Below are 24,320 nucleotides of genomic sequence, written 5' to 3'. Positions count from 1 at the left end.
ATTTGTTATTGGTTAATAATTTTTAAAAAACTAATAGTTTGTAATTGGTTTAGCTAAACTACTGATTTTTATTAAACGATTAACATAAAAACATAAAAAAAGCCTTAATAATAAGGCTTTTTAACTTTTAAAATGGAACATCACTGTCGTCATCATCATCATTTAAATTACTTCCGAAAGCTTCGTTAGCAGATGGTAAATTTTTCGTTATGAAAGGATTATCATCGTGATTCATTTTAGATGGCAAATCATCGTAACCTCCAGTAAATTCTTCAAGGTTATCAAACTTACCTAAATGTCCTAAGAATTTAAGACGAATATTTTCAAGACCACCGTTACGGTGTTTGGCTATAATAAACTCGGCCTGTCCTTGTGTCGAAGATGCTTCATCATCATCCCATTCTTCAATTTTATAGTATTCAGGACGATAGATAAACGATACGATATCGGCATCCTGCTCGATCGCTCCAGATTCACGAAGATCCGAAAGAAGCGGACGTTTACTAGATCCACGGGTCTCAACGGCACGCGATAACTGAGAAAGTGCAATTACAGGAACGTTCAACTCTTTTGCCAAAGCCTTTAAGTTTCGAGAAATTGTCGAGATCTCCTGCTCACGGTTTCCTCCTCCTTTTCCGCTTCCCCCTGCAGTCATCAGCTGCAAGTAGTCGATAATAATTAACTTGATTCCGTGCTGTGAAGCCAAACGACGACATTTTGCACGTAAATCGAATATCGAAAGCGAAGGTGTATCATCAATAAATAATGGTGCTTTTTCTAAGTTTTTCACTTTAGTACTCAGCTGTTCCCATTCGTGTTTTTCTAATTTACCTGTTCTTAGTTTTTCTGAAGACAATCCTGTTTCAGAAGAAATAAGCCTCGTAATTAACTGAACCGACGCCATCTCCAGAGAGAAAATAGCAACTGCATGTCCAAACTGAATACTTACGTTTCTCGCCATCGAAAGTACGAAAGCCGTTTTACCCATCCCGGGACGAGCCGCAATAATAATTAAATCGGAAGGCTGCCATCCAGAAGTAACTTCATCCAACTTCTCAAATCCAGTTGCAACACCACTCAAACCTTCTTTACCAGCGATTTCTTCAATACGTTTTTTCGCTTGAAGAACCAAACTCTGAGCGGTTTCAGAACTACGCTTGATATTTCCTTGCGTTACTTCATATAATTTAGATTCGGCTTTATCCAGCAAATCGAATACATCTGTAGTTTCATCATACGATTCTTCGATAATTTCAGATGAAATACGAATTAAACTTCTTTGAATAAATTTTTGAAGAATAATACGCGAGTGAAATTCGATGTGGGCAGAAGAAGCAATTTTTTGCGTTAGCTGAATCAGATAAAAATCTCCTCCAGCCAAATCTAGCTTTCCGTTTTTCTTTAACTGCGTTGAAACCGTTAAAATATCAATTGGCTGTGTTTCGGTAAAAAGCTGTAAAATCGCTTCAAAAATATGTTTGTGCGCGTCTTTGTAAAAAGCATCAGGCTGTAAAATATCAATTACATCATCTACCCCTTTTTTATCAATCATCATCGCACCAAGAACAGCCTCTTCTAAGTCTATAACTTGAGGAGGAAGCTTACCTTTTTCTAGATTGATGATTGTGGTTTTGTCGACCTTAACAGGGTTTAAGTTTTTGAAATTTTCCATATAGCGAAAGTAGCAAAATTTAAAAAAATTCTACTATCGAGTTATAACTATTAAGTTGTTTATAAATTTGTTTTTTTGTTCATAACCAAAAAAAAATCCGAAACCGCAGGGCTTCGGATTTTTAATCGTTAAATATGAATTTACTCTTTATACTCGCCCATATTACTGTATTTGTCCATTCTCTGGGCAATTAAATCGGCTGTTGATAAGTCTTTCAATTCGTTATATCCTTTTGTAATATATTCCGCTACTGTTTTAAAAGTAGTTTCTCTGTCATAATGCGCTCCGCCTAATGGTTCTGGAATTACATCATCAACTAATTTTTGTTTTTTCATATCAGAAGAAGTCAGTTTTAATGCTTCTGCTGCACGCTCTTTGTACTCCCAACTTTTCCATAAAATAGAAGAGCAAGATTCTGGAGAAATTACAGAGTACCAAGTATTTTCTAACATATAAACACGGTCTCCAACACCAATTCCTAAAGCTCCACCAGAAGCACCTTCACCAACAATAATTGTGATGATTGGCACTTGCAAACGAACCATTTCAAAAATGTTTCTAGCAATAGCTTCTCCTTGTCCTCTTTCCTCAGCTTCAAGTCCTGGATATGCACCTGGAGTATCTACCAAAGTAAGAACTGGAATTCCGAATTTCTCTGCCATTTTCATCAAACGCAAAGCTTTACGGTACCCTTCTGGATTAGCCATACCGAAGTTACGGTACTGACGTGTTTTTGTATTGTACCCTTTTTGCTGTCCAACAATCATAAACGACTGTCCGTTTATTTTTCCAAGACCACCAACCATTGCTTTATCATCTTTAAAACCTCTGTCTCCATGAAGTTCTAAGAAAGTATCTCCACAGATTGCTCTAATGTAGTCTAAAGTATAAGGTCTATTTGGATGTCTTGACAATTGTACCCTCTGCCAAGCCGTAAGGTTTTTATATATTTCTTTTTTAGTCTCTACTAATTTTTTGTTGATTTCCTTGCACGTCGGCGTTACGTCAACGTCAGATTCTTTTCCAATAATAACGCACTTTTCTAACTGTTCTTCAAGTTCTTTAATTGGAAGCTCAAAATCTAAATATTCCATGGATTTTTGAATTTTGTTTGTAAATCGAACCGCAAATATAAAAATATTATATCATTGGCGAAGTTAATTGTTATTTAAAGTATAAAAATGCAATTTAAAAATAAGTAAACTATTACAAGTTTTCTTTCTTGTTCTGATAATGTTTGAAAACACCGTTTAGAATAACTGTTATGATGATTATGACTGCTCCGATGTAAAATTCGACACTCATTTTTTCTTTTCCTCCCAAGATAAAATAAGCCAAAACTATCCCGTAAACTGGCTCCAAATTAGTCGTTAACATTACGGTATAAGGCGTTAATCGCTGCATTACTTTTACCGAAGCAGTAAAGGCATAAGCCGTACAAATTGAGGCCAAAATCAATAATAAAACCCAATTATTTAAAGACATTTCGAAAAAATCTGCTGTAAATTTTCCTTGAAATAAAAAATAAAGGGTGATGAAGAAAACGCCCGCTCCAAATTCATAAAATGTAATTACTGAAGGTTCGTGATCTGAAATTAATTTTCCATTCATTAAGGTAAATAAAACCCCTAAAATGATGGCTGCCAAAGCGTAATAAACTCCCGTAAGATATTTTATTTCAACTTGAAGAATCAATCCTAAACCAGCTATAATTATTAGTCCGAAGAAGACTTCATACCAAAGCACTTTTCTTCCATAAAATAAAGGTTCTAATAAAGAAGCGAAAAAAGCTCCTAAAGAAAATATGGAAAGCGTAATGGAGACATTGGATACATGAATTGCTTTAAAAAAGAAAATCCAGTGTAATGCTATCAATAATCCAACAAAAATCAATTTAAAAAATTCTTTTATCGGAACTTGAAAAGACTGTTTTTTGAATGCAATAAATCCGCCAAGAAAAATCATGGCAATCAACATTCTGTACCAAACCAGATTATCGGCATCAATTGTAATTAAAGCGCCTAGAATAGCTGTAAAACCCCAGATAAAAACAATTAAGTGTAGATTTAAATAACTTTTTAAATTATCGTTTCGCATTACGTAATAAGTAAACTGCTAAAATTCCGAAAACAATATTCGGGAACCAAACAGCTAATAAAGGTGAGAATGTAGATTTTTCGGCAAGTGTACCAAATATTTTATCAAAGAATACAAATGAAAACGCAATTGCAATTCCAATAGCAAGGTTCATTCCCATTCCGCCACGGCGCTTCATAGAAGAAACTGAAACCGCAATAATCGTTAAAATAAATGCTGAAACCGGAATACTGTATTTTTTATAAAGAACAACCAAATAGGTATTGATGTTTCCTGAACCTCTTTTTCTTTCTTTTTCAATAAAATCGATCAATTTACCCAAAGTTAGCGTTTCGGCAATATAAACTACTGGAGTTAAATCTGCCAATTCAAATTTGAAGGCAACATTTTTTTCTGGAGATTTTTCAATTACGTCATTTAGTTCTCCTACGGTTCTTTTAGTATAATCGTATAAAACGTAAATCTTCTTTTTAGGATCCCATTTTATGCGGCTTGCAGTGATTTTATAAGTCAGTTTTTCTTTTTCAAAATGTTCTAATGAAAAGTTGAAGGCCGTTTTTGATTCTTCGTTAAAACTGTTTACAAAAATAAAATCGTGATCGTTAATTTGTCTGAAAACATTGGTATTTTCACCACGCATGAGTTCCTTTCCATTACCTTTCAGATACGTGTATCTAAAATTATTATAGCCTTCACTGGCCGCTGGAACGATAAAAAATCCCATTAGCAAAACAAAAATAGAAACGATAGTTGCACCTATAATATAAGGACGCAAGAAACGTGTATATGAAATTCCAGAACTTAAAATCGCAATAATTTCTGTATTGTTGGCCAGCTTTGAAGTGAACCAAATTACCGATAAAAACAAGAATATCGGAAACAGCGAATTAATAAAATAAATTGTGAAATTGTAATAATAGAAGGCAATATCTCCAAACGGAATCTTGTTTTCAAGCATTTTATTTACCTTTTCAGAAACATCAATTACGATTCCGATTGGTGCAAATAAAAGAAGCATCACAGAAAATGTCCCGAGGTACCTTTTTAAGATGTATTTATCTATTATTGAAAGCATATAATTTTATTGTTTCAAGTTTTTTTAGTTTCAGGTTTCAAGTTGTTGGATTTCGTCCTCTAGAGAACCTGAAACCTGAAACTTGAAACTTTAAATTCTTAAAGACGCTGACTCATATTTTTAACCATCATTTCTTTCCATGGTCTAAAATCTCCGGCTAAGATATGTTTTCTTGCCTCACGAACCAACCACATATAGAATCCAAGATTATGAATGGTAGCAATTTGCTTTCCTAAATATTCGTTGGCCGCAAACAAGTGACGTAAATAGGCTTTTGTATATTCTGTATCCACAAAAGTATGCCCCATTTCATCAATTGGAGAAAAATCTGCTTCCCATTTTTTATTTTTGATATTGATTGTTCCGTTTGCTGTAAACAACATACCATTTCTTGCATTACGAGTTGGCATAACGCAATCAAACATATCTATTCCTAATGCAATATTTTCTAAAATATTAATTGGAGTTCCAACCCCCATTAAATAACGAGGTTTATCTTCAGGAAGAATTTCGCAAACTACCTCAGTCATGGCATACATTTCTTCAGCTGGCTCTCCAACAGAAAGTCCGCCAATTGCATTTCCTTGCTGTCCTGCATTCGCAATATATTCTGCCGACTGACGACGTAAATCCTTATAAGTACTTCCTTGAACAATCGGGAAAAACGTTTGTTCATATCCATATTTATAAGGTACTTTTTCCAAATGATTGATACATCTATCCAACCAACGATGTGTCATATGCATAGAACGTTGTGCATAACGGTAATCGCAAGGATATGGCGTACATTCATCAAAAGCCATAATGATATCTGCACCAATTGTACGCTGAATTTCCATTACATTTTCTGGCGTAAAAAAGTGATAAGAACCGTCAATGTGCGATTTAAATTTTACTCCTTCTTCTTTAATTTTTCTATTTGAAGAAAGAGAATATACTTGATATCCTCCAGAATCAGTCAAAATATTACGATCCCAGTTCATGAATTTATGAAGTCCTCCGGCTTTCTCTAAAATTTCTGTCTGCGGACGCAGATACAAATGATAGGTATTTCCAAGAATAATATCCGGATTAATATCGTCTTTCAATTCACGCTGATGCACTCCTTTTACAGAAGCAACAGTACCAACTGGCATAAAAATAGGAGTTTCTATAACTCCGTGATCTGTAGTAATACTACCCGCTCTTGCTTTTGACTGCGGATCTTTTTGTAATAAATCAAACTTCATAAATTCGTTTTTCAGTCGGCAAAGATAGTTTAATTTCAGGGAAATTTTATGAATTAGAAAATTTGTCAATTAGAAATTTAGCTAATATTTTCTTAATTTCAGATTCTATTTTTAAGATTTGAACTTATCCTGATTTGGGCGTTCCCTTACGGTCGGGCTATCCGCTATATCTTTTGCTCAAGAAAATATCATTTCAATTAAGACGAGACATTTATCGCAAAAGTATACCGCTCCTATCCCTAACGCAAACGGCTCTAAAAGAAATTTCATCGGTAAAATAGGAATGTAAAAACTGCAACAATCCTACTATTAAAGTATAACAAACTCATTTCTTTCTTTTTGTAATTTTAATATTCAACTAAAATTTTAGAAATCATGATTAACTCGGAAGATAAATTAGATAATATCAAGGATGAACAAATTGAGAAAAACCTTGAAAACATGGATTATACAGCAAACGAAGATATTTACAATCAAGAAGAAAGATTAGAAGATATCGATCCTCAAGATATTTCTGGAGAAAGAATAATTAATAATGACAACGAATGGAAACAAAACAGCGACAAAATTGGAAATGATTTGGATATTCCAGGGGCTGAATTAGATGACGAACAGGAAGATATTGGTTCAGAAGATGAAGAAAACAATTACTACAGCGAAGGTGATACAGAGTAAATCGTAAAAAAAATAAAATCTTGCTAAATGCAGGATTTTTTTATTAAGTTAATTAAAATTGTAAAAAACACACTTGTAAAAAGTTAGAAAGCAAAACTGACGTGATATTTTTTTACATAATGTAAAAAAAACAGTAAAATTTAACAATTGCTGTAAAACTAAAGCAAAAAATCATTTGCCTGCCCACAAAATAACGTTTACTTTTGCTTCAGTTTAACTTTTACATATAAAATGAAGCCTAACACACAACAATTAAGCGATTTAACGATCCAAGTAAGAAGAGATATTCTTAGAATGGTACATGCTGTAAACTCTGGACACCCAGGTGGTTCATTAGGTTGTACTGAATTTTTGGTAACATTATATCAAAACATAATGGACCGCAAAGAAGGTTTTGATATGAACGGAATTGGAGAAGATTTATTTTTCCTTTCAAACGGACACATTTCACCTGTTTTTTATAGCGTTCTAGCACGTAGCGGTTATTTTCCAGTTTCAGAATTAGCAACTTTCAGATTATTAGATTCTCGCTTACAAGGACACCCAACAACTCACGAAGGTTTACCTGGAGTTCGTATTGCATCTGGTTCATTAGGACAAGGTTTATCTGTAGCTTTGGGAGCAGCTCAAGCTAAAAAATTAAACAAAGACAATCATATCGTATATAGTTTACACGGAGACGGAGAATTGCAAGAAGGTCAGAACTGGGAAGCGATTATGTACGCTTCTGCTAAGAAAGTAGACAACATTATTGCAACAATCGACCTTAATGGTAAACAAATTGACGGAACAACTGATGAAGTTCTGCCAATGGGAAGTATTCGCGCTAAATTTGAAGCTTTTGACTGGGATGTTTTAGAAATCAAAGAAGGAAACAGCATTGATGCTATCATCGCTGGTTTAACTGATGCTAAATCAAGAACAGGAAAAGGAAAACCAGTTTGCATTTTATTACATACAGAAATGGGTAATGGTGTAGATTTCATGATGCACACTCATGCTTGGCATGGTAAAGCACCAAACAATGATCAATTGGCTAGTGCTTTAGCTCAAAACATTTCAACTTTAGCGGATTATTAAAAAGTGTTCAGTCTCAGTAGACAGTTTTCAGCTTAGAAACTTAGTCACTTAGAAACTTAGCATCTCAAAAAATAAAAAATGAAAAAATACGAAAATACAGGAAGTAAAGATACTCGTTCTGGTTTTGGAGCGGGAATGACTGAATTAGGTCAAAAAAATGAAAATGTTGTTGCATTATGTGCTGACTTAATTGGATCATTGAAATTTGATGATTTCAAGAAAAATCACCCAGAGCGTTTTTTCCAAATCGGAATCGCTGAAGCTAACATGATTGGAATCGCTGCAGGTTTAACAATTGGTGGAAAAATTCCTTTTACAGGAACTTTCGCAAACTTTTCTACAGGTAGAGTTTACGATCAAATTCGTCAATCTGTTGCTTATTCAGATAAAAATGTAAAAATCTGTGCTTCTCACGCTGGTTTAACTTTAGGAGAAGATGGAGCAACGCACCAAATCTTAGAAGATATTGGTTTAATGAAAATGTTGCCTGGAATGACTGTAATCAATACTTGCGATTACAACCAAACTAAAGCTGCAACTTTAGCATTAGCAGATCACCATGGTCCAGCTTATTTACGTTTCGGACGTCCAGTTGTAGCTAACTTTACTCCTGCAGATGAGCCTTTCGTAATTGGAAAAGCAATTTTATTAAACGAAGGAACAGATGTTACAATCATTGCTACTGGACACTTAGTTTGGGAGGCTCTTATTGCTGCTGAAGCTCTTGAAGCAAAAGGAATTTCTGCTGAAGTAATCAACATCCATACAATCAAACCTCTTGATGAAGAAGCTATTTTAAAATCTGTTGCTAAAACGAAATGTGTAGTTACTGCTGAAGAGCACAACTACCTTGGAGGTCTTGGAGAAAGTGTTTCTGGCGTATTGGCTTTAAACAATCCAACTCCACAAGAATTTGTAGCTGTTAAAGATAGTTTTGGAGAATCTGGAACTCCAGAGCAGTTAATGGAAAAATACAAATTAAACAATCAAGCAATTGTTGAAGCTGTAGAAAGAGTTATCAAAAGAAAATAATTATTAGATTTTCTTGAACATAAAAAAACCTCGGAATTTACATTCCGAGGTTTTTTATATACTAAAATATTCCGTTTTTAATACCACGAAAGTTGAACTTCATGGTATGGCCCATTTCCAACATAAATTTTAAATGGTCCAGAAACATTAAAATTAGTATACCAAGCCGTTGGTGCAGTTGGTGCAGGAAGATTGGCTGGATTCCATGTCGCAATCAATGATGTTTGAGTAGCCGAAGTTGTCATCTGAAATAATGAAAATTTCCACAACACTGAATTAGAACCACTTAGACTATAAGTATCAATTACCCTAATATTTGAAGCTTCTTTCCATGTGCATCTCCAAGTAGAGCATGATCTATATTGCAATGTAGATCTTAAATACATTTTACTAGATTGAATTACATTGTTCAAAACAATTGTTTCATTATAAAGATCTAAAACAAGTCTAATTCTACTTCCTGGAACATTAAAATTTTCCTCTCCCGAAACAAAGGTCTTTATCCTATTTTCATTTGGAATAACATCTCTACCCGTTGAATTTTTCACAGGAGAAGACACGCTTAACAAACTGCCATAAACTTCCAAATTTTCTTTTTCAGCAACAAGTTGTTCAGGAGTTTTGTTAATCTGATTTTTGGAAAGCAAATAAAAAGTACGCTCATTTAACCATAAAACGTTCCCATTAATTTTTACTTTTGATTCTGAATTTAAAATTGACTTTAATGCATCTGAATAGATAATTCTTGATTCAGATAAAACATCTCCTTCTATACTTGCAGAATCATCTGAAGTATTTAACAATGAAACCAACTTTTTTGAAGAAACCCAATTTTTAAGCTCATCAGAACCTAAGCTTGCGAGATCCGAATATTCTTTAACAAAAAGTTCTTCATTTTTAAATGATAACATTTTACCATCTAAAACTGAAGCTGAATCTCCTACAGCCGAAACTTCTTGATTGACCTGATCTTCGCTGCTACATGACAAAGCAGTAAGCACTAAAAACAATGCAATAATTTTTTTCATTTTTGTAAAATTTTAATATTATTCTTTCAAATCTATAACAATAAGAAATAAAATCCTTACGTGATTCCGTAAAAAGAAATAAAATCTTACAACAAAAACATAACGAACTAAAAATCAATACTTAACAACTAAACACAAACTAAAAAAGCCTCGAAATTAACATTTCGAGGCTTCTTATTTAACTTCTATATTTTAGTTCTTTTGATAAGGATACGTTTTATCCAAATGAATTCTTAATCTTCCTGGCGCTGTATAATCCTCAGGAACATACTTACGAGGATTTGTGATTGACTCTGGCTTTGCAGGATCAGTAAGTTCTCCTGTTGGTCTTCTAGGAATAGCCCACAATTCGCTTTCATCTACATTTGGAGTAGCAGGATTATCCAAAATAGGATCGTAAGGATAATATTTGCTTAATCCTGAAAAAGGAGCATCTGTAGGTTTTGTAAGTTCAAATCTTGTCGTATAACCATCTCCGTCATCATCATGATCTAGAAAATCTGGAATACCATCACCATCTGTATCATCTGGGTTAGCAGGTGGATTAGGATATGTAGTTGTATCTCTATAATCACGAACAAAACCATCACCGTTAATATCCTCCTGATAATCAAATACACCATCTGGATTTTCTAATAAAACACCATTAGAGTAACCATTATTTTCATGATCCATTCTTCTAATATCATAAAGCTTAAAGCTAAAGATTAAAGGTGAATATGCTGGAATGGTACTTGAAGAAGGTGGCGCAGCATAATATCCTAATCCTGAAGGTATAAATAAAACACCCGCACCAAAATCTTGGTAATTTGGGGTTCCATCATCATTATAAGTCGTTGTTCCTGTTTTAAACAGAGGAAAGATCTCACTCCATCCCTTTACAACATTAAGCACATACATATCAATAATACTCTTTGGATATACAACCTGATCAAAGAAAGTAGTTGTTAAGTGTTCTGGCTCTGTATCTGTCTTTTCCACACGTTTTAAATATTCTCCTCTATAAGCAGTAAAAACACCATCCGTATTCATTGGAGCAACACCAGTACCTTCTCTTAAAACCAAATAATACATTTTATAAGTTATACCATGTATGTATGGGATTTCTCTTAAAACCAACTTTGGATAAGTAGCGCTATTTAAGTAAGACATTATTGAGGGTTGTGAAGCAGCATCGGTTATGGGCGAAATTGTTACATCCATATCGGCTGTCACAGTAATATAATTTGTCTTTAAATACTCTTCAATATCTGCATTATCAGTATTAAATTGCTCTTGATAATCCCTCAAGGGAACAACTTCTGTTTTATCATCGTCATTTTTATTACAAGAAACGATGGCAAGACCAGCAAGTAACAAAACAAAATAATATTTAAATTTATTCATTATTATCATTTTTTTAGGTGCGCAAGATACAATATTGATTTATTTTTGTAAAGAATTTAACTTGGATTTTAGAAAAATTATGAGAATAGATAAATACTTGTGGTGCGTTCGATATTACAAGACTAGAAACATGGTAACCGAAGCTTGCAAAAAGAATCAGATCACTGTAAATGGGCAAGTTGCAAAACCTTCAAAAGAAGTTTTTCCCACAGACCGAATTACATTTAGAAAAGATCAAATTACACAAATTATAACGGTTTTAGACATTCCGCAAAATCGAGTGGGAGCTAAGTTGGTAGATATTTATCAAAAAAACGAAACGCCTCCAGAAGCTTTTGCACATTTAGAGTTATTAAAATTATCTAAAGAACATTCGAGAAGAACTGGCGCGGGACGTCCGACCAAAAAAGACCGAAGAGATATTGACGATTACGGAGACGATATTTATGATGAAGAGGAAGAAGTAGAATAAATTTTAAAACTTCAAATTCCAAATTCCAAAAAAGCAATCAAATTCCAGATCCCAAAAATAAACCTATCTCAAAACTTGGAATTTGGAATTTAAAATATTGACATTTTATAAAAAAAATTGGAATTTGGATTTTCTATATTGGATTTTAAATTAATTATCTTAGCAAAAAAATACACTATGAGCAGCAATATAATCTTGACCAATCAGGAAATCGAACATAAAATAAAACGTATCGCTTACCAAATTTACGAGACTTTTGTAGACGAAGAAGAAGTTGTTATTGCCGGAATTGCTTCTAACGGATTTCTTTTTGCCGAAAAAATCGCTTCGGCGCTTAGCAATATTTCAACCTTAAAAGTTTCGATCTGCGAAGTCAAAATAAACAAACAAAATCCGCAACAAGCAATACAAACTTCATTAACCGCCGAAGAATACAAAAACAAAGGGTTAGTTCTAGTTGATGATGTCTTGAACTCTGGAACTACATTAATCTATGCTGTTCGTCATTTCTTAGACGTCCCGCTTAAAAAATTCAAAACAGCAGTACTTGTTGATCGTAATCATAAAAAATATCCCGTAAAGGCAGATTTCAAAGGCATTTCGCTTTCAACTTCTTTACTAGAGCATGTTCAAGTTGTTTTCAATTCAGAAAACGGCGACTATGCTTCTTTAAGTTAATATATCTAAAATATCCTGAACCGTTTCTTCGACAGATTTATCATCAACCGAAACTTTATGTTTTGCCTGATTATAGTAAAAACTTCTGTCGAATAAATGTTTCGCGATAAACTCTTTCATTTCTTCCTCATTCATATTGGCAATCAAAGGGCGTTTGCTTTTATTATGCACCAATCTATTATATAAGGTATCAATTGATGCTTTTAAATATACTGACACTACATCATCTCCTTTTAATAATTCATGATTATTGGCATAACACGGAGTTCCTCCTCCAAGACCAATAATAGTATTTTCTGAAGATTGCAGCAATTCGACAAACATTTCATGCTCTAATTTTCGAAAATATACTTCTCCATGCTTCTCAAAAATCTCATTTATGGATAAATTTACTCTTTCTTCGATACATTTATCTAAATCTAAGAACGGAATATTTGTAATTTTTGACAAATTTTGGGCAATTGTAGACTTTCCGCAGCCCATATAACCTAACAACACAATTTTTTTCATATTAATAAAACCTTATAAACTAAGCATTTGAGAATTTTTCCAAAAAAAAGACAAATTTATGATAAAATAGCTTGGAAACTTCAAAAAAAACTCCTTATATTTGCACCCGCATTCAAGAAATTAAATGACTCGATAGCTCAGTCGGTAGAGCACATCACTTTTAATGATGGGGTCCTGGGTTCGAGCCCCAGTCGGGTCACAAATTTTGTGATTAACAAATTAAATTTCTTGAAAGCAATGACTCGATAGCTCAGTCGGTAGAGCACATCACTTTTAATGATGGGGTCCTGGGTTCGAGCCCCAGTCGGGTCACAAAAGGTCGGGTAATTTATTTTACTCGACCTTTTTTCTTTTTAGGCCATGTGGAGAAACGGTAGACTCGCCATCTTGAGGGGGTGGTGCTCGCAAGGGCGTGAGGGTTCAAATCCCTCCATGGTCACTATAAAAATATGAAAGCCTGCAAAGTATTTATTTTGCAGGCTTTTTTTGGTTCGAAAATTATTATCTAAAATTTTAATTTTTTTGCAATATCAGTGTTAACGGCAAATTTTGGTTCGAACTCCGTCAAGTCTCTAAATTTCTAGAACATCATTATTATTTGCATATTGAAGATAAAGTTACTAAGTTCACTTTGTCAAATAATAGTCTGCAAGATTGATTTGACATAAACTGACTCTGTTTCACAATAAAAAGTAAATGCAAAAAGAATATTCTACAAACTTAACATATCACTATAATTCCTATTTTGGAATTGTTGGAAAAAAAATGAAATGGGAAATAGGTCCTACATGGAAAACCCATCCTGAGTTCTTCGTTTTAGAATTTGCTCCAAATAAAGTTCACAACATGTGGACGTATTGTACTGTTGGCATGTCAGCCGATTTAATAGATGATAACTTAATTGAGTTAGTCATTTATTCTCCGAGACAAGATAATTCTTTGGTTGAATTATTGACTGTTCATGCTTCTCATCACAGACTGACACCTTTTAATATCCACCATACATCAAATATTGGAAGACCTTGGCTTGAAAATTCTATCTGTGACCATGCATTTATTTCATTACCTTATCTTGACGGAGAGAATTTAGAAATTTTTCAATTTGAAGAAAAGATTATTCATTGTTATTGGCTTATTCCAATTACACAGGTGGAGAGGGATTATAAAATTGAAAATGGTTGTGAGGCATTAGAAGAATTGTTCGAAGAGAAACAACTGGATTACTTAAATCCATTGAGAAAGTCCTTAGTTTAAGTGATTAAAATCAGAAATATTATTATAAAGCATATGTTATTTGGACTATTTAAAAGTTTAGATGAAAAAGTTAAAGAAGATAAAGAAAATCTAATAGCTAGATTAAAGAACTCTGAGTTAAAGACTTTGATTATAGAAATGGGAAATAACAAACCTATTTCAAATAACATAATTAAAAGGCAGAAACGAGATCAATCTTTTGAAAGCAAAGATTTTCCTAGTTGGTATGCTTATAGAATTTCTGATGAATTAAGTGATATAAACTTAAAACCCGAACTTATAGAATTACTTAAAGATAAAGATTTTGTTCAATATAAACAATACGTTTTAAGATGTTTAAGTAGCTTATGTGTAAACTGTAAAGATTATGAGCTTTTTGACTTTTTGATTTCAGAACTCAAAAAAACTGACGAAGAAAAAGTAATTACAACTGTTTTAAGCAGGCTTAATAAGTTGAGAAAACCAGCCACTCTAAATATTGACTATCTTAAACAATTACTATTAAATGGAACATATCAGAATAGGATTGACGCACTTAGCGCTTTACAAAACTCAGAGCACAAAGATTTAGAAGAAATTTTAATTCTAAAATTGAAGACTAGTGATCAGCATACTAAAGGTATGATTTGTGCAACCCTTAGATCTACTGGAACAATAAAGTCATTAGAAACATTGAAAGCAGAGTTTAAAAAAACAAGAAGTAATGATTTAAAATATTTTATTCAAAGTGCAATTGACGAAATAAATGAACGAGAAAATAGTAGAATCTAAACATTTAAATATGAACTAAAATCTCTAGATCTTCCAATAAATGGTTCGAATTCTGTACCGTCAAGGTCACTTAAAGCAGAAATCTTTATTAGTTAAAGATTTCCGCTTTTTTCATTTCAAAATCTATCCTTAGTTTTATCATTAAAACTATCTCAAAAATCGATTATATTTACACTGCCATAGACCCAATCAAAGTAAATATATGAAGCTAACGCACCTATTACCTATCATATTATTTTTCATTTTATATTCCTGTCAAAAGAATAATGACAAAAAACTAGAAAAAGATCTACTTGGAGAATGGATCTACATCAAAACAGACCATCAGCGAAAACCACAGACAAATAGCAACCCCAATATCCCACCTCCTCCTCCTCCATTTGGCTCGCCTAAAAGAGGATATATCTTTTTAAAAAACAATATAGCCGAAAACAAATCTGGTTATTTTAATACAATTAATGCTGTAGAAAGAGAAAATAGGAAGACATTTTTTTTAGGAACTACAACTAAATACAAAATCGAAGACGATAGTTTGAAAATTTTCAACTTAGAAAGCAAAACTTGGGAAAATCAGAAATTAAATTCGATAACAGGAGACACATTAATAACAAAAATAGGTGATAGCATATTTGTAAAATACGCAAGAACAAAATACAAAATCAATCCAAATGAGAATTATGACCAAATTATAGTTTCTTCTTCAGGCTGCTATGGCTCTTGCCCCATTTTAAATATAAGCATTGACAACAATGGCAATATTATCTATTATGGACAAGAGTACAATACACAAAATGGCCTTTTCAAATCTAAAATTACCAAAGACCAATATCAAGAAATTCAAACCAATTTTAAAAAATCTGACATAATCAATCTTAAAAACAGTTATGAAGCAAACTGGACGGATGATGAGACTGTTACTATAACATTTGTAAAAAACAACAAAATTATAAAGACGATCCGTGATTACGGAAGACAATCACCCACTGCATTAGTTTGGGCATATACACCTGTTCGATATTTATACCAACATATAAAACTGACTCCATTAAAAAAAGAAAAATTTTTATTTCCAATATGGAGAATCAGTTTCAGAAAAGGGAATCAGATTTGTGATTTAACAAAATCTGAAAGCTTTTATTTATTTACAGAAATCCTTAAAGGCAAAGAAACAAACGATACTTTTGAATACAAATATTATATCGAATTCTGGAATGATCAAGACAAAAAAGAAATAATTTATACAGATGGAAGATATTTCAAATCCAAAGACAAAACTATTGACATTGGCTATAATTTCATGATATCAAACAATTTCATCACAAAATTTAGACTAAAAGACAAATACGATTAACTTCTATCTTATTTTTTATTTAAAAAAGAATCTATTTATTTCACTACAAAACAAACACTTACCCCTCTCATGAAAATTTATTTCAAAATTCATTTAAAAAAAGGCTTGATAAGCTAAATAAAGTACTTATATTTGCACCCTCATTGAAGAAATGAAGACTCGATAGCTCAGTCGGTAGAGCACATCACTTTTAATGATGGGGTCCTGGGTTCGAGCCCCAGTCGGGTCACAAAAGGTCAAGTAATTATTTTACTTGGCCTTTTTTGTTTTAGAATTATTCCTCTTAGAATTTATATCTACATAATCAATGATAAAATAAACTACATTAGCTTAATTGCATTAATTAAGCATCTATGAAAACCAAAGCATTACTTATTTCTACATTTTGCCTTCTTTTTTTCTCCTGCCAAGAAAAGACAAAAAGCTACAAAAAAAAAGCAACCAACATTATTACTGACAAAAACAATTCTCAATCAAACAAGGAAAAGGCAACTCTAGAAAGAGACACAATAACTATTGAATATCTTAATAAATATAATCCGTACGATTACGAAACCAAATTAAGCAATGGATACAGTTTAGAATTTAAATATTTTCAGGAAGATAAAAACAGCCCCATTGAAATGTGTTTAAATTTAAAAAAAGGAGACAAAACTATCGACACATTAAACATTATGGGATATGGCGCGCCTCATAAAAATCTAGGATACATTGGCGCAGACTACAATAAATATTTCGTTTTTGTAAATTCATTTGGAAGCGGAAATCCACATGATTTCAAACTAATCGAAAAACAGAATGGCAAAATAATAAAATCAGGATTTATTGTAGACAGTTTTAAAAACCCAGAGCTTCTTTTGTATGCGAAAGGCTACGATTCTTTAATGCTATATGATCTAGAAAAGAAGAAAGACAATTTTATAGAGAATCTAAATCAATCAAAAGTAATTGACTGCATGGTTAGTGAACTAAATCAGGTTGTAAAAATAAAAAAAGCCACTAAAAATTACGTTTTTATAGAAATTGAAAATCATGAAAACAAAGTAGTCAGTAAGAAATACTATCGCTAAACGCCTTTTAATACACGAAATATCAAAGCACCTTTTTTTCTAACCAATATTTAAAAAAAGAAATTTTCTCACAAGATAAAAACTTTCTTAAATTCGTTGGGAAATAATTAAATCACTAATCCCAAATTAGTTTATGAAAAACCTACTATTAGCATCACTTATTATGATGTCTTGCTCAATCTGGGCACAATCAGCAACAGGCTATTTTGACAAAGCCATGAAAAAAGCGGAAGCCGGAAATACAAAAGGCGCCATCGCCGATTACACCAAAGCTATAAGCATGAATTCTAAATTTGTCGAAGCTTATCAGAACCGTGGTGTAGCAAAATTCAAGCTAAACGATTTAAAAGGCGCTCAAGCTGATTTTAGCAAGACTATCGAGTTAGACGACATGAATGCAGACGCTTTTACAGGCAGAGCCAATGTCAATTACAAACTGCAAAACTACGAAGGAACAATTGAAGATTGCACCGCTTCTCTAGGTTTAAACCCGAAAGATTATGTTGCCTACAATTTAAGAGGATTGGCCTATAACAAAATTGGCGATAAGAAAAATTGCTGTAAGGATTTTACAAAAGCAATTGAGTTAGGAAGCCAAAGCGCCGCAAAAAACAGAGCCACTTTCTGCAAATAATACATAAAGTAAAAAAATAAGAACAGTCTGTCAAGATTTTAATCTAGCAGGCTGTTTTCTTTTTTATCAAAGTAATATATTTCTTAAGAAAAAAATACCTGATTTTAGGTAAAAAATATATTATGGATACGTAAACCTCTAATTCTCTATCTTTTTAATTTAGTTTTAATGTCGAATCTAAGATTTTATTTTACATTTGTTGACTTAATCGCGAAAAATGATAAACAATATTAAAACTGTTTTCAGCATTAAAGATCTTGAGAACTTATCTGGAATAAAAGCGCATACCATACGCATCTGGGAAAAGAGATACAATATCCTTGAACCTATGCGAACCGACACTAATATCAGATTTTACAATCTTCATAACCTGCAGAAACTTTTAAATATTACGTTACTGCATGAATACGGGTATAAGATTTCTAAAATTGCAACCTATCCTGAAGAAAAAATACCACAACTGGTACGCGAAATCATTTCGAAGAAAAATTCTCAAAACTACGCCATCACTTCTTTTAAAATGGCGATGATGAACTTTGATCAAGAATTATTCTTCAATACATTTGATTGGCTTATTACCGAAAAAACATTTAAAGAAGTTTTTAAAGAACATTTTTTACCTCTTTTAAAAGAGTTGGGATTACTATGGCAGTCTGAAACAATTACTCCTGCAAATGAACATTTCATGAGTCATTTAATCAAGCAGAAAATATTGATTTACACAGAAAGTCTTCAAATTAGAAAACCAATCAAAACCGATCGAATTTTTGTTTTATCACTTCCGTTAAACGAAATTCACCAAATAGGATTATTATACCTGCAATACGAAATTCTTGACAAAGGCTACAAAACCATTTATCTAGGAGAAAGTATGCCAATTGAAAACTTACAGGATTTAACCAAACATTTTGAGAACATTACGTTCATTTCCTTTATGACTGTCCAACCAGACCGAAGCGTAATTAATCAATATGTAAAATCTATGGGACAGAAATTATTGCAGAAAAACAACGAAATCTGGCTTATGGGTAAAATGGTTGAATACATTGATGAGAAAGTCCTAACAGACAGAATTCGAGTTTTTGATTCGATGGAAGAAACTATTAACATGCTTTAATTTATTTTTGTTTAAGTTTTTCTTATATTTGTTAAACAAATGAGAAAAACTATCCAAATAATAGGCTCAGGCTTCTCTTCTTTGGCGGCCGCATGTTACCTTGCACAACAAGGAAACAAAGTTACTGTCTACGAGAAAAACAGTACAATTGGCGGACGCGCGCGACAATTTAAAGAAGATGGTTTTACATTTGACATGGGACCAAGCTGGTATTGGATGCCAGATGTTTTTGAACGATTTTTTCAAGACTTCAATAAAAAAACTTCTGATTATTATGAACTGATAAAATTAAACCCGGCTTATCGTGTTTATTTCGGAATGGATGATTTCATCAGCATTTACGATAATCTAGAAGAGATCAAATATACTTTTGAAACGATCGAAAAAGGAAGCGGTCAAAAACTGCAAAGCTTTATTGACCAAGCCAAAAGCAATTATGACATTGCAATCAAAGATTTGGTTTATCGCCCTGGAGTTTCTCCTCTTGAATTAATTACCAAAGAAACGGCATTAAAACTCAATCAGTTTTTTAAAAACGTAAGTACCGATATTCGAAAAAATTTCAAGAATGAAAGATTAATTCAGATTCTCGAATTTCCAGTCTTATTTCTTGGAGCAAAACCAACTAAAACACCTTCTTTTTATAATTTTATGAATTATGCCGATTTCGGTTTAGGTACTTGGCATCCTAAAACTGGAATGTTTGATGTTATTCGAGGAATCGAAAAATTGGCATTAGAACTTGGCGTAACCATTAAAACCAATTCGCCAATTGATAAAATAATTGTTGAAAACAAAATAGCGAAAGGAATTGTAATTAATGGAGAAACCCTTAAGGCAGATATTGTTTTGAGTGGTGCCGATTATCATCATTCGGAAATTTTACTCGAAAAAGAACACAGAATGTATTCTGAAAAATATTGGGAAAGCAGAGTTTTTGCTCCCTCTTCTCTCCTGTTTTTTGTTGGCTTCAATAAAAAAATAGAAAACATTTCGCATCACGCTTTATTTTTTGATGTCGATTTCAATCAGCATGCTGCAGATATTTACGATAATCCAAAATGGCCCGATGCACCTTTATTTTATGCCAACTTCCCATCCAAAACAGATGTGACAGCAGCGCCAAACGGAATGGAATCTGGATTTTTCTTAATTCCGCTGGCTCCCGGAATCGAAGATAACGAAGCGTTACGCGAAGAATATTTCGAAAAGATAATCACTCGTTTTGAAGAACTTACGCAACAAAAAATAAAAAATAGCATTATCTTTAAGAGATCATTTTGTAAAAACGACTTTGTAAGCGATTACAACGCCTACAAAGGAAATGCTTACGGAATGGCCAATACCCTCTTACAAACCGCTTTTTTAAGGCCAAAATTAAAAAGTAAAAAAGTCAAGAATCTATATTTCACAGGACAATTAACCGTTCCTGGCCCAGGTGTTCCGCCTGCTTTAATTTCAGGAAAACTCGCAGCTGAATTAATTCAAAAATCTTTTAGATCTTAAAAAATGAAATCACTATTCGACGCCGTTTCTTTCAAATGTAGCAAACTGGTAACCAAAAATTACAGTACTTCATTTTCTTTAGCCGTAAAAATGCTTTCGCCAAGCATTCGAGATGCCATTTACAGTATTTACGGATTTGTTCGTTTTGCTGACGAAATTGTGGATTCATTTCACGATTATGAAAAAGAATATCTTATTGAAGATTTCGAAAAAGAATATTACAAAGCAATGCAATTGGGCATCAGTTTAAATCCGATTTTGAATTCATTTCAACAGACTGTAAAAGAATACAACATTAGCGATGATTTAGTTCAGGCTTTTCTAAAAAGCATGAAAATGGATCTTATAAAGTCAAATTACCAAACGCAAACCGAATACATAGATTACATTTACGGCTCTGCAGATGTTGTCGGATTAATGTGTTTGAAAGTTTTTGTATCTGGAAAAGAACATAAATACGAACAGCTGAAAAATGAAGCTATGCGTTTAGGTTCTGCTTTTCAGAAAGTCAATTTCCTAAGAGATTTAAAAGACGATAATACGATCTTGAATCGCACTTATTTTCCAGGCGTAAATCTGAATAATTTCAACGAAGATTCAAAAAATCAAATCATCAAAGAAATCGAAGAAGATTTTAGAATTGCCTATCAAGGAATTGTAAAATTACCAATCGAAGCCAAATTTGGCGTTTACACCGCTTATGTTTATTACAAAAAACTACTTCAAAAGCTTAAACACACGCCATACTACGAGATTGGAAATTCGAGAATTCGTGTTTCTAATTATACCAAAGCGGGACTTTTGGCGCAGTCTTTTGTGACTTATAAATTGAAGTTGGTTTAGATTTAAACACATAGAAACATAGAATGCTAGACCTATAAAAGACGTTTCACTTGCATAAAAAACATAGCTATGTGTTAGAAACTAGTTTCTTTCAACAATCTTTTCAAGAAAACAAAAATCTATGTCTCTATGTGTTTAAAAATATAAACCAAAACCTTTTGAGTCAATATTTTATAATCCAAAGCTAAACTCAAAATCAATAAAACGATAATTTTAAAACCTCAACATTTATAAAATGATTTCTTTTTTAATCTTTTTAGGCGTTTTTCTTTTCATGGAATGTGTTACGTGGCTCACGCATAAATACATAATGCACGGGTTTATGTGGTATTTTCATGCTGATCATCATCAGCCGAAATACGAAAATACCTTTGAGCGTAACGATATTTTCTTCGTCATTTTTGCCACTCCAAGTATTATTTTATTCTACTTTGGCGTTCAAAGCGGATTTAACTATTTGTTTTTCATTGCCTGCGGAATCACACTTTACGGCGTTTGTTATTTTCTAATTCACGATGTCTTGATTCACCAGCGTTTTAAATGGTTTAAAAACACCAAAAACAAATACCTCATCGGATTACGAAAAGCCCATAAAATACACCACAAACATTTACAAAAAGAAAAAGGAGAATGTTTCGGAATGTTGTTCGTACCATTCAAATATTATAAAATGTAGCATTATTTGGGGCGTTACCTTTTCTTTTGTGTCTGCCCTTGATACAAGAAAAATTTGTGATTATGAAATTATATAAGATAGTTACCGTACAACATATAAATGCAAGTGTAGAAGATTGCTGGGATTTTTTCTCAAGTCCGAAAAATCTGCAGACCATTACCCTCGATAATATGAATTTTCAAATTCAGGATTACGACGGCAAGCGCATGTATCACGGGCAAATAATTGCATACACCTTAAGACCTCTTTTCGGAATTAAAACCTCTTGGGTTACCGAAATTACGGCTTGCCAAGAAAACGAATATTTTGTAGACATTCAGCAATTTGGACCTTATAAACTTTGGCATCACAAGCATTTCTTTGAACCAACACCAGACGGAGGAACCAAAATGACCGACATTGTTCATTATGCTCTTCCATTCGGAATCTTAGGCCGAATCATGAATAGCTTAGTCGTAAAAAACAAACTGAAAAGTATTTTCGATTACAGATTTAATAAAATTGAAGAATTATTTAATTCTAAAAAAGCTTAAAAAATTTAAACACATAGAATCATAGATTTTAGATTTACAAAAAAAGGCGTTTCACTTGCATAAATACACATAGCTATGTGTTAGAAACTAGTTTCTTTCTAAACTCTTTTTAAAAGAAAAGTAAAATCTATGTTTCTATGTGTTGAGAAAAATAGCCCAGAGAATAAAAAATCATTTGAAATCCATTAATCTGTGGCAAAAAATAAAAAAAAATGACAAAACAAAAAGTTACTTTATTCTGGTTTAGACGTGATTTGCGTTTAGAAGATAACACAGGATTATTTCATGCTTTACAATCCGATTTTCCTGTTGTACCTCTTTTTATTTTTGATGATGATATTTTAGAGCATCTTCCAAAAAACGATGCGAGAGTAACTTTCATTTATGATTCATTAGAAAAAATAAACTCAGAATTAAACTCATTTGATTCTTCCATTTTAATCAAAAAAGGAAAAACAAATGCCGTTTGGAAATCTTTAATTGAGGAATTTGACATTCAAGAAGTTTTCTTCAATAAAGATTACGAGCCATTTGCCATTAAACGCGACAGCTTGATTTCATCTTTATTAAAAGAAAATAACATTCAATCGCTTTCTTTTAAAGATCACGTAATCTTTGAAGAAAAAGAAATAACCAAAGCAGACGGACTTCCTTATACCGTTTACACACCTTACAAAAACAAATGGTTGGAGAAATACAATCTTTCTGGATCTGCTCCAGAATATGATTCGACGCCATATCAATCTAATTTTTCGAAAAACAAATTCAAGTTTCCAGATTTGGCTGAAATAGGTTTTGAAAGAAGCTCTATAAAAGTTCTTCCGCACAACTTAACGCAAATTGCCCAATATAAAGAAACCCGAGATTTTCCTGCCTTGGACAGCACTTCTTATCTTTCGCCGCATTTACGCTTTGGAACAGTAAGCATCCGAAAATTAGTAAACTGGGCAAACCGAAAAAATCAAACTTTTTTGAGCGAATTAATCTGGAGAGAATTCTTTATTCAGATTCTATTTAGTTTTCCAAATTGTGTTAATCATAATTTTAAGTCCAATTACGACGGAATTCAATGGCGAAATAACGAAGAGGATTTCAAACGTTGGTGTTCTGGAACAACAGGATATCCGATGGTCGATGCTGGAATGCGACAATTAAACGAAACAGGCTATATGCACAATCGCGTGCGTATGGTCGTAGCTAGTTTTCTTTGCAAACATTTACTGATTAACTGGCAGTGGGGCGAAGCATATTTCGCAGAAAAACTTTTAGATTTTGAATTGGCTTCAAATGTAGGAAATTGGCAATGGGCAGCAGGAACAGGCTGTGACGCTGCTCCTTATTTCAGAGTTTTTAATCCCGAAATTCAACAAAAGAAATTTGACGAAAAAGGGAAATATATTAGAAAATGGATTCCCGAGTTTGATTTTGGTTACGCAGAACCTATGGTTGATCATGCTTTTGCGAGAGATCGAGCGATTGCGACTTATAAGAAGGGAATACTTAAGTAAAATTCCAATATAAAAAATCCAAATTCCAATTATACACAATCTTGTCATCCCGAGGAACGAAGGATCACACTAGAAACTCTGCAATCAGAATCGATAATCTTGTAGAGTTACGAGTGTGATCCT

General features: G+C 32.9%; 24 protein-coding genes and 4 tRNA genes. 20 read left to right on the top strand and 8 right to left on the bottom strand.

The window, feature by feature from the left end; all coding sequences use genetic code 11:
• Positions 1-127: 127 nt before the first annotated feature.
• The 5 genes from dnaB to tgt form a co-directional block, all read right to left on the bottom strand.
• A complete protein-coding gene (dnaB, locus tag SOM12_RS09680; protein ID WP_095931682.1) occupies positions 128-1,672 on the bottom strand; it encodes a replicative DNA helicase in 1,545 nt (514 codons plus the stop codon).
• Between the two features lie 140 nt (positions 1,673-1,812).
• A complete protein-coding gene (locus SOM12_RS09675; protein WP_095931683.1) occupies positions 1,813-2,766 on the bottom strand; it encodes an acetyl-CoA carboxylase carboxyltransferase subunit alpha in 954 nt (317 codons plus the stop codon).
• Between the two features lie 112 nt (positions 2,767-2,878).
• On the bottom strand, positions 2,879-3,769 hold the full coding sequence (locus SOM12_RS09670) for a DMT family transporter (RefSeq protein ID WP_320493258.1): 891 nt from the start codon (positions 3,767-3,769) through the stop codon (positions 2,879-2,881).
• Entirely contained in the window at positions 3,756-4,844 is a 1,089-nt protein-coding gene (locus SOM12_RS09665; RefSeq protein ID WP_095931685.1) for an LptF/LptG family permease, read from the bottom strand. The genes SOM12_RS09670 and SOM12_RS09665 overlap by 14 nt, the downstream gene beginning before the upstream one ends.
• Positions 4,845-4,942: 98 nt before the next feature.
• A complete protein-coding gene (gene tgt, locus SOM12_RS09660) occupies positions 4,943-6,073 on the bottom strand; it encodes a tRNA guanosine(34) transglycosylase Tgt (RefSeq protein ID WP_095931686.1) in 1,131 nt (376 codons plus the stop codon).
• 375 nt (positions 6,074-6,448) lie between these two features.
• On the opposite strand from tgt, the gene SOM12_RS09655 reads away from it, so the two are divergent.
• The 3 genes from SOM12_RS09655 (at position 6,449) to SOM12_RS09645 (ending at position 8,860) form a co-directional block, all read left to right on the top strand.
• Positions 6,449-6,748: a hypothetical protein gene (locus SOM12_RS09655; protein ID WP_320493253.1), complete on the top strand. Its 300-nt coding sequence runs from the start codon at positions 6,449-6,451 to the stop codon at positions 6,746-6,748.
• A 231-nt stretch (positions 6,749-6,979) separates the two neighbouring features.
• Entirely contained in the window at positions 6,980-7,828 is an 849-nt protein-coding gene (locus SOM12_RS09650) for a transketolase (protein WP_320493251.1), read from the top strand.
• 78 nt (positions 7,829-7,906) lie between these two features.
• Complete coding sequence (locus tag SOM12_RS09645; RefSeq protein ID WP_095931689.1) at positions 7,907-8,860, top strand: transketolase family protein; 954 nt, start codon at positions 7,907-7,909, stop codon at positions 8,858-8,860.
• 77 nt (positions 8,861-8,937) lie between these two features.
• Here the strand turns inward: SOM12_RS09645 and SOM12_RS09640 are convergent, their stop codons facing one another.
• A complete protein-coding gene (locus SOM12_RS09640; protein ID WP_320493247.1) occupies positions 8,938-9,888 on the bottom strand; it encodes a hypothetical protein in 951 nt (316 codons plus the stop codon).
• A 192-nt stretch (positions 9,889-10,080) separates the two neighbouring features.
• Positions 10,081-11,274: an FKBP-type peptidylprolyl isomerase gene (locus SOM12_RS09635; protein WP_320493245.1), complete on the bottom strand. Its 1,194-nt coding sequence runs from the start codon at positions 11,272-11,274 to the stop codon at positions 10,081-10,083.
• A 79-nt stretch (positions 11,275-11,353) separates the two neighbouring features.
• Between SOM12_RS09635 and SOM12_RS09630 the strand changes: the two genes are divergently transcribed.
• Both SOM12_RS09630 and SOM12_RS09625 read left to right on the top strand, forming a co-directional pair.
• Positions 11,354-11,746, top strand: coding sequence for an RNA-binding S4 domain-containing protein (locus SOM12_RS09630; protein ID WP_320493243.1), 393 nt, complete (start codon positions 11,354-11,356; stop codon positions 11,744-11,746).
• Positions 11,747-11,923: 177 nt separating this feature from the next.
• A complete protein-coding gene (locus SOM12_RS09625; RefSeq protein ID WP_320493241.1) occupies positions 11,924-12,424 on the top strand; it encodes a phosphoribosyltransferase domain-containing protein in 501 nt (166 codons plus the stop codon).
• On the opposite strand, the gene SOM12_RS09620 is transcribed toward SOM12_RS09625, so the two are convergent.
• Positions 12,416-12,934, bottom strand: a complete 519-nt coding sequence (locus SOM12_RS09620; RefSeq protein WP_320493239.1) for a shikimate kinase — start codon at positions 12,932-12,934, stop codon at positions 12,416-12,418. The genes SOM12_RS09625 and SOM12_RS09620 overlap by 9 nt on opposite strands.
• Before the next feature lie 126 nt (positions 12,935-13,060).
• Here SOM12_RS09620 and SOM12_RS09615 point away from each other — a divergent pair.
• The 15 genes from SOM12_RS09615 (at position 13,061) to SOM12_RS09545 (ending at position 24,197) form a co-directional block, all read left to right on the top strand.
• A tRNA-Lys gene (locus SOM12_RS09615) sits at positions 13,061-13,133 on the top strand.
• 40 nt (positions 13,134-13,173) lie between these two features.
• A tRNA-Lys gene (locus SOM12_RS09610) sits at positions 13,174-13,246 on the top strand.
• 44 nt (positions 13,247-13,290) lie between these two features.
• Positions 13,291-13,373: transfer RNA gene (locus SOM12_RS09605), tRNA-Leu, on the top strand.
• 257 nt (positions 13,374-13,630) lie between these two features.
• Entirely contained in the window at positions 13,631-14,188 is a 558-nt protein-coding gene (locus SOM12_RS09600) for a suppressor of fused domain protein (RefSeq protein ID WP_320493237.1), read from the top strand.
• Between the two features lie 33 nt (positions 14,189-14,221).
• On the top strand, positions 14,222-14,959 hold the full coding sequence (locus SOM12_RS09595; RefSeq protein WP_320493235.1) for a hypothetical protein: 738 nt from the start codon (positions 14,222-14,224) through the stop codon (positions 14,957-14,959).
• Between the two features lie 202 nt (positions 14,960-15,161).
• Positions 15,162-16,310 (top strand): DUF6438 domain-containing protein, encoded by a 1,149-nt coding sequence (locus SOM12_RS09590; RefSeq protein WP_320493233.1) that lies wholly within the window; start codon positions 15,162-15,164, stop codon positions 16,308-16,310.
• 156 nt (positions 16,311-16,466) lie between these two features.
• A tRNA-Lys gene (locus SOM12_RS09585) sits at positions 16,467-16,539 on the top strand.
• A gap of 124 nt (positions 16,540-16,663) precedes the next feature.
• The gene (locus SOM12_RS09580) at positions 16,664-17,380 is read left to right on the top strand and encodes a hypothetical protein (protein WP_320493231.1); all 717 of its coding nucleotides are present in this window, start codon (positions 16,664-16,666) and stop codon (positions 17,378-17,380) included.
• A gap of 133 nt (positions 17,381-17,513) precedes the next feature.
• Entirely contained in the window at positions 17,514-18,014 is a 501-nt protein-coding gene (locus SOM12_RS09575; RefSeq protein ID WP_253251808.1) for a tetratricopeptide repeat protein, read from the top strand.
• Between the two features lie 217 nt (positions 18,015-18,231).
• Positions 18,232-19,131: a MerR family transcriptional regulator gene (locus SOM12_RS09570; RefSeq protein WP_095929553.1), complete on the top strand. Its 900-nt coding sequence runs from the start codon at positions 18,232-18,234 to the stop codon at positions 19,129-19,131.
• 39 nt (positions 19,132-19,170) lie between these two features.
• On the top strand, positions 19,171-20,637 hold the full coding sequence (locus SOM12_RS09565; protein ID WP_320493228.1) for a phytoene desaturase family protein: 1,467 nt from the start codon (positions 19,171-19,173) through the stop codon (positions 20,635-20,637).
• A gap of 3 nt (positions 20,638-20,640) precedes the next feature.
• On the top strand, positions 20,641-21,480 hold the full coding sequence (locus SOM12_RS09560) for a phytoene/squalene synthase family protein (RefSeq protein WP_095929551.1): 840 nt from the start codon (positions 20,641-20,643) through the stop codon (positions 21,478-21,480).
• 235 nt (positions 21,481-21,715) lie between these two features.
• The gene (locus SOM12_RS09555) at positions 21,716-22,156 is read left to right on the top strand and encodes a sterol desaturase family protein (RefSeq protein WP_320493225.1); all 441 of its coding nucleotides are present in this window, start codon (positions 21,716-21,718) and stop codon (positions 22,154-22,156) included.
• A gap of 62 nt (positions 22,157-22,218) precedes the next feature.
• The gene (locus tag SOM12_RS09550) at positions 22,219-22,689 is read left to right on the top strand and encodes an SRPBCC family protein (RefSeq protein WP_095929549.1); all 471 of its coding nucleotides are present in this window, start codon (positions 22,219-22,221) and stop codon (positions 22,687-22,689) included.
• 212 nt (positions 22,690-22,901) lie between these two features.
• Positions 22,902-24,197 carry a cryptochrome/photolyase family protein gene (locus tag SOM12_RS09545; RefSeq protein ID WP_095929548.1) on the top strand — a complete coding sequence of 432 codons (1,296 nt, stop codon included), beginning with the start codon at positions 22,902-22,904 and terminating at the stop codon, positions 24,195-24,197.
• Positions 24,198-24,320 lie beyond the last annotated feature (123 nt).

Origin of the sequence: Flavobacterium sp. CFBP9031, assembly GCF_034044945.1 — a bacterium.
GTDB lineage: Bacteria > Bacteroidota > Bacteroidia > Flavobacteriales > Flavobacteriaceae > Flavobacterium.
Note: the sequence above shows the minus strand (reverse complement) of the source record. Positions and strands in the feature narration are given on the sequence as shown.

Coding starts and splice junctions, on each gene's coding strand:
- dnaB (WP_095931682.1), bottom strand. CDS start 1,672: ATGGAAAATTTCAAAAACTTAAACCCTGTTAAGGTCGACAAAACCACA.
- SOM12_RS09675 (WP_095931683.1), bottom strand. CDS start 2,766: ATGGAATATTTAGATTTTGAGCTTCCAATTAAAGAACTTGAAGAACAG.
- SOM12_RS09670 (WP_320493258.1), bottom strand. CDS start 3,769: ATGCGAAACGATAATTTAAAAAGTTATTTAAATCTACACTTAATTGTT.
- SOM12_RS09665 (WP_095931685.1), bottom strand. CDS start 4,844: ATGCTTTCAATAATAGATAAATACATCTTAAAAAGGTACCTCGGGACA.
- tgt (WP_095931686.1), bottom strand. CDS start 6,073: ATGAAGTTTGATTTATTACAAAAAGATCCGCAGTCAAAAGCAAGAGCG.
- SOM12_RS09655 (WP_320493253.1), top strand. CDS start 6,449: ATGATTAACTCGGAAGATAAATTAGATAATATCAAGGATGAACAAATT.
- SOM12_RS09650 (WP_320493251.1), top strand. CDS start 6,980: ATGAAGCCTAACACACAACAATTAAGCGATTTAACGATCCAAGTAAGA.
- SOM12_RS09645 (WP_095931689.1), top strand. CDS start 7,907: ATGAAAAAATACGAAAATACAGGAAGTAAAGATACTCGTTCTGGTTTT.
- SOM12_RS09640 (WP_320493247.1), bottom strand. CDS start 9,888: ATGAAAAAAATTATTGCATTGTTTTTAGTGCTTACTGCTTTGTCATGT.
- SOM12_RS09635 (WP_320493245.1), bottom strand. CDS start 11,274: ATGAATAAATTTAAATATTATTTTGTTTTGTTACTTGCTGGTCTTGCC.
- SOM12_RS09630 (WP_320493243.1), top strand. CDS start 11,354: ATGAGAATAGATAAATACTTGTGGTGCGTTCGATATTACAAGACTAGA.
- SOM12_RS09625 (WP_320493241.1), top strand. CDS start 11,924: ATGAGCAGCAATATAATCTTGACCAATCAGGAAATCGAACATAAAATA.
- SOM12_RS09620 (WP_320493239.1), bottom strand. CDS start 12,934: ATGAAAAAAATTGTGTTGTTAGGTTATATGGGCTGCGGAAAGTCTACA.
- SOM12_RS09600 (WP_320493237.1), top strand. CDS start 13,631: ATGCAAAAAGAATATTCTACAAACTTAACATATCACTATAATTCCTAT.
- SOM12_RS09595 (WP_320493235.1), top strand. CDS start 14,222: ATGTTATTTGGACTATTTAAAAGTTTAGATGAAAAAGTTAAAGAAGAT.
- SOM12_RS09590 (WP_320493233.1), top strand. CDS start 15,162: ATGAAGCTAACGCACCTATTACCTATCATATTATTTTTCATTTTATAT.
- SOM12_RS09580 (WP_320493231.1), top strand. CDS start 16,664: ATGAAAACCAAAGCATTACTTATTTCTACATTTTGCCTTCTTTTTTTC.
- SOM12_RS09575 (WP_253251808.1), top strand. CDS start 17,514: ATGAAAAACCTACTATTAGCATCACTTATTATGATGTCTTGCTCAATC.
- SOM12_RS09570 (WP_095929553.1), top strand. CDS start 18,232: ATGATAAACAATATTAAAACTGTTTTCAGCATTAAAGATCTTGAGAAC.
- SOM12_RS09565 (WP_320493228.1), top strand. CDS start 19,171: ATGAGAAAAACTATCCAAATAATAGGCTCAGGCTTCTCTTCTTTGGCG.
- SOM12_RS09560 (WP_095929551.1), top strand. CDS start 20,641: ATGAAATCACTATTCGACGCCGTTTCTTTCAAATGTAGCAAACTGGTA.
- SOM12_RS09555 (WP_320493225.1), top strand. CDS start 21,716: ATGATTTCTTTTTTAATCTTTTTAGGCGTTTTTCTTTTCATGGAATGT.
- SOM12_RS09550 (WP_095929549.1), top strand. CDS start 22,219: ATGAAATTATATAAGATAGTTACCGTACAACATATAAATGCAAGTGTA.
- SOM12_RS09545 (WP_095929548.1), top strand. CDS start 22,902: ATGACAAAACAAAAAGTTACTTTATTCTGGTTTAGACGTGATTTGCGT.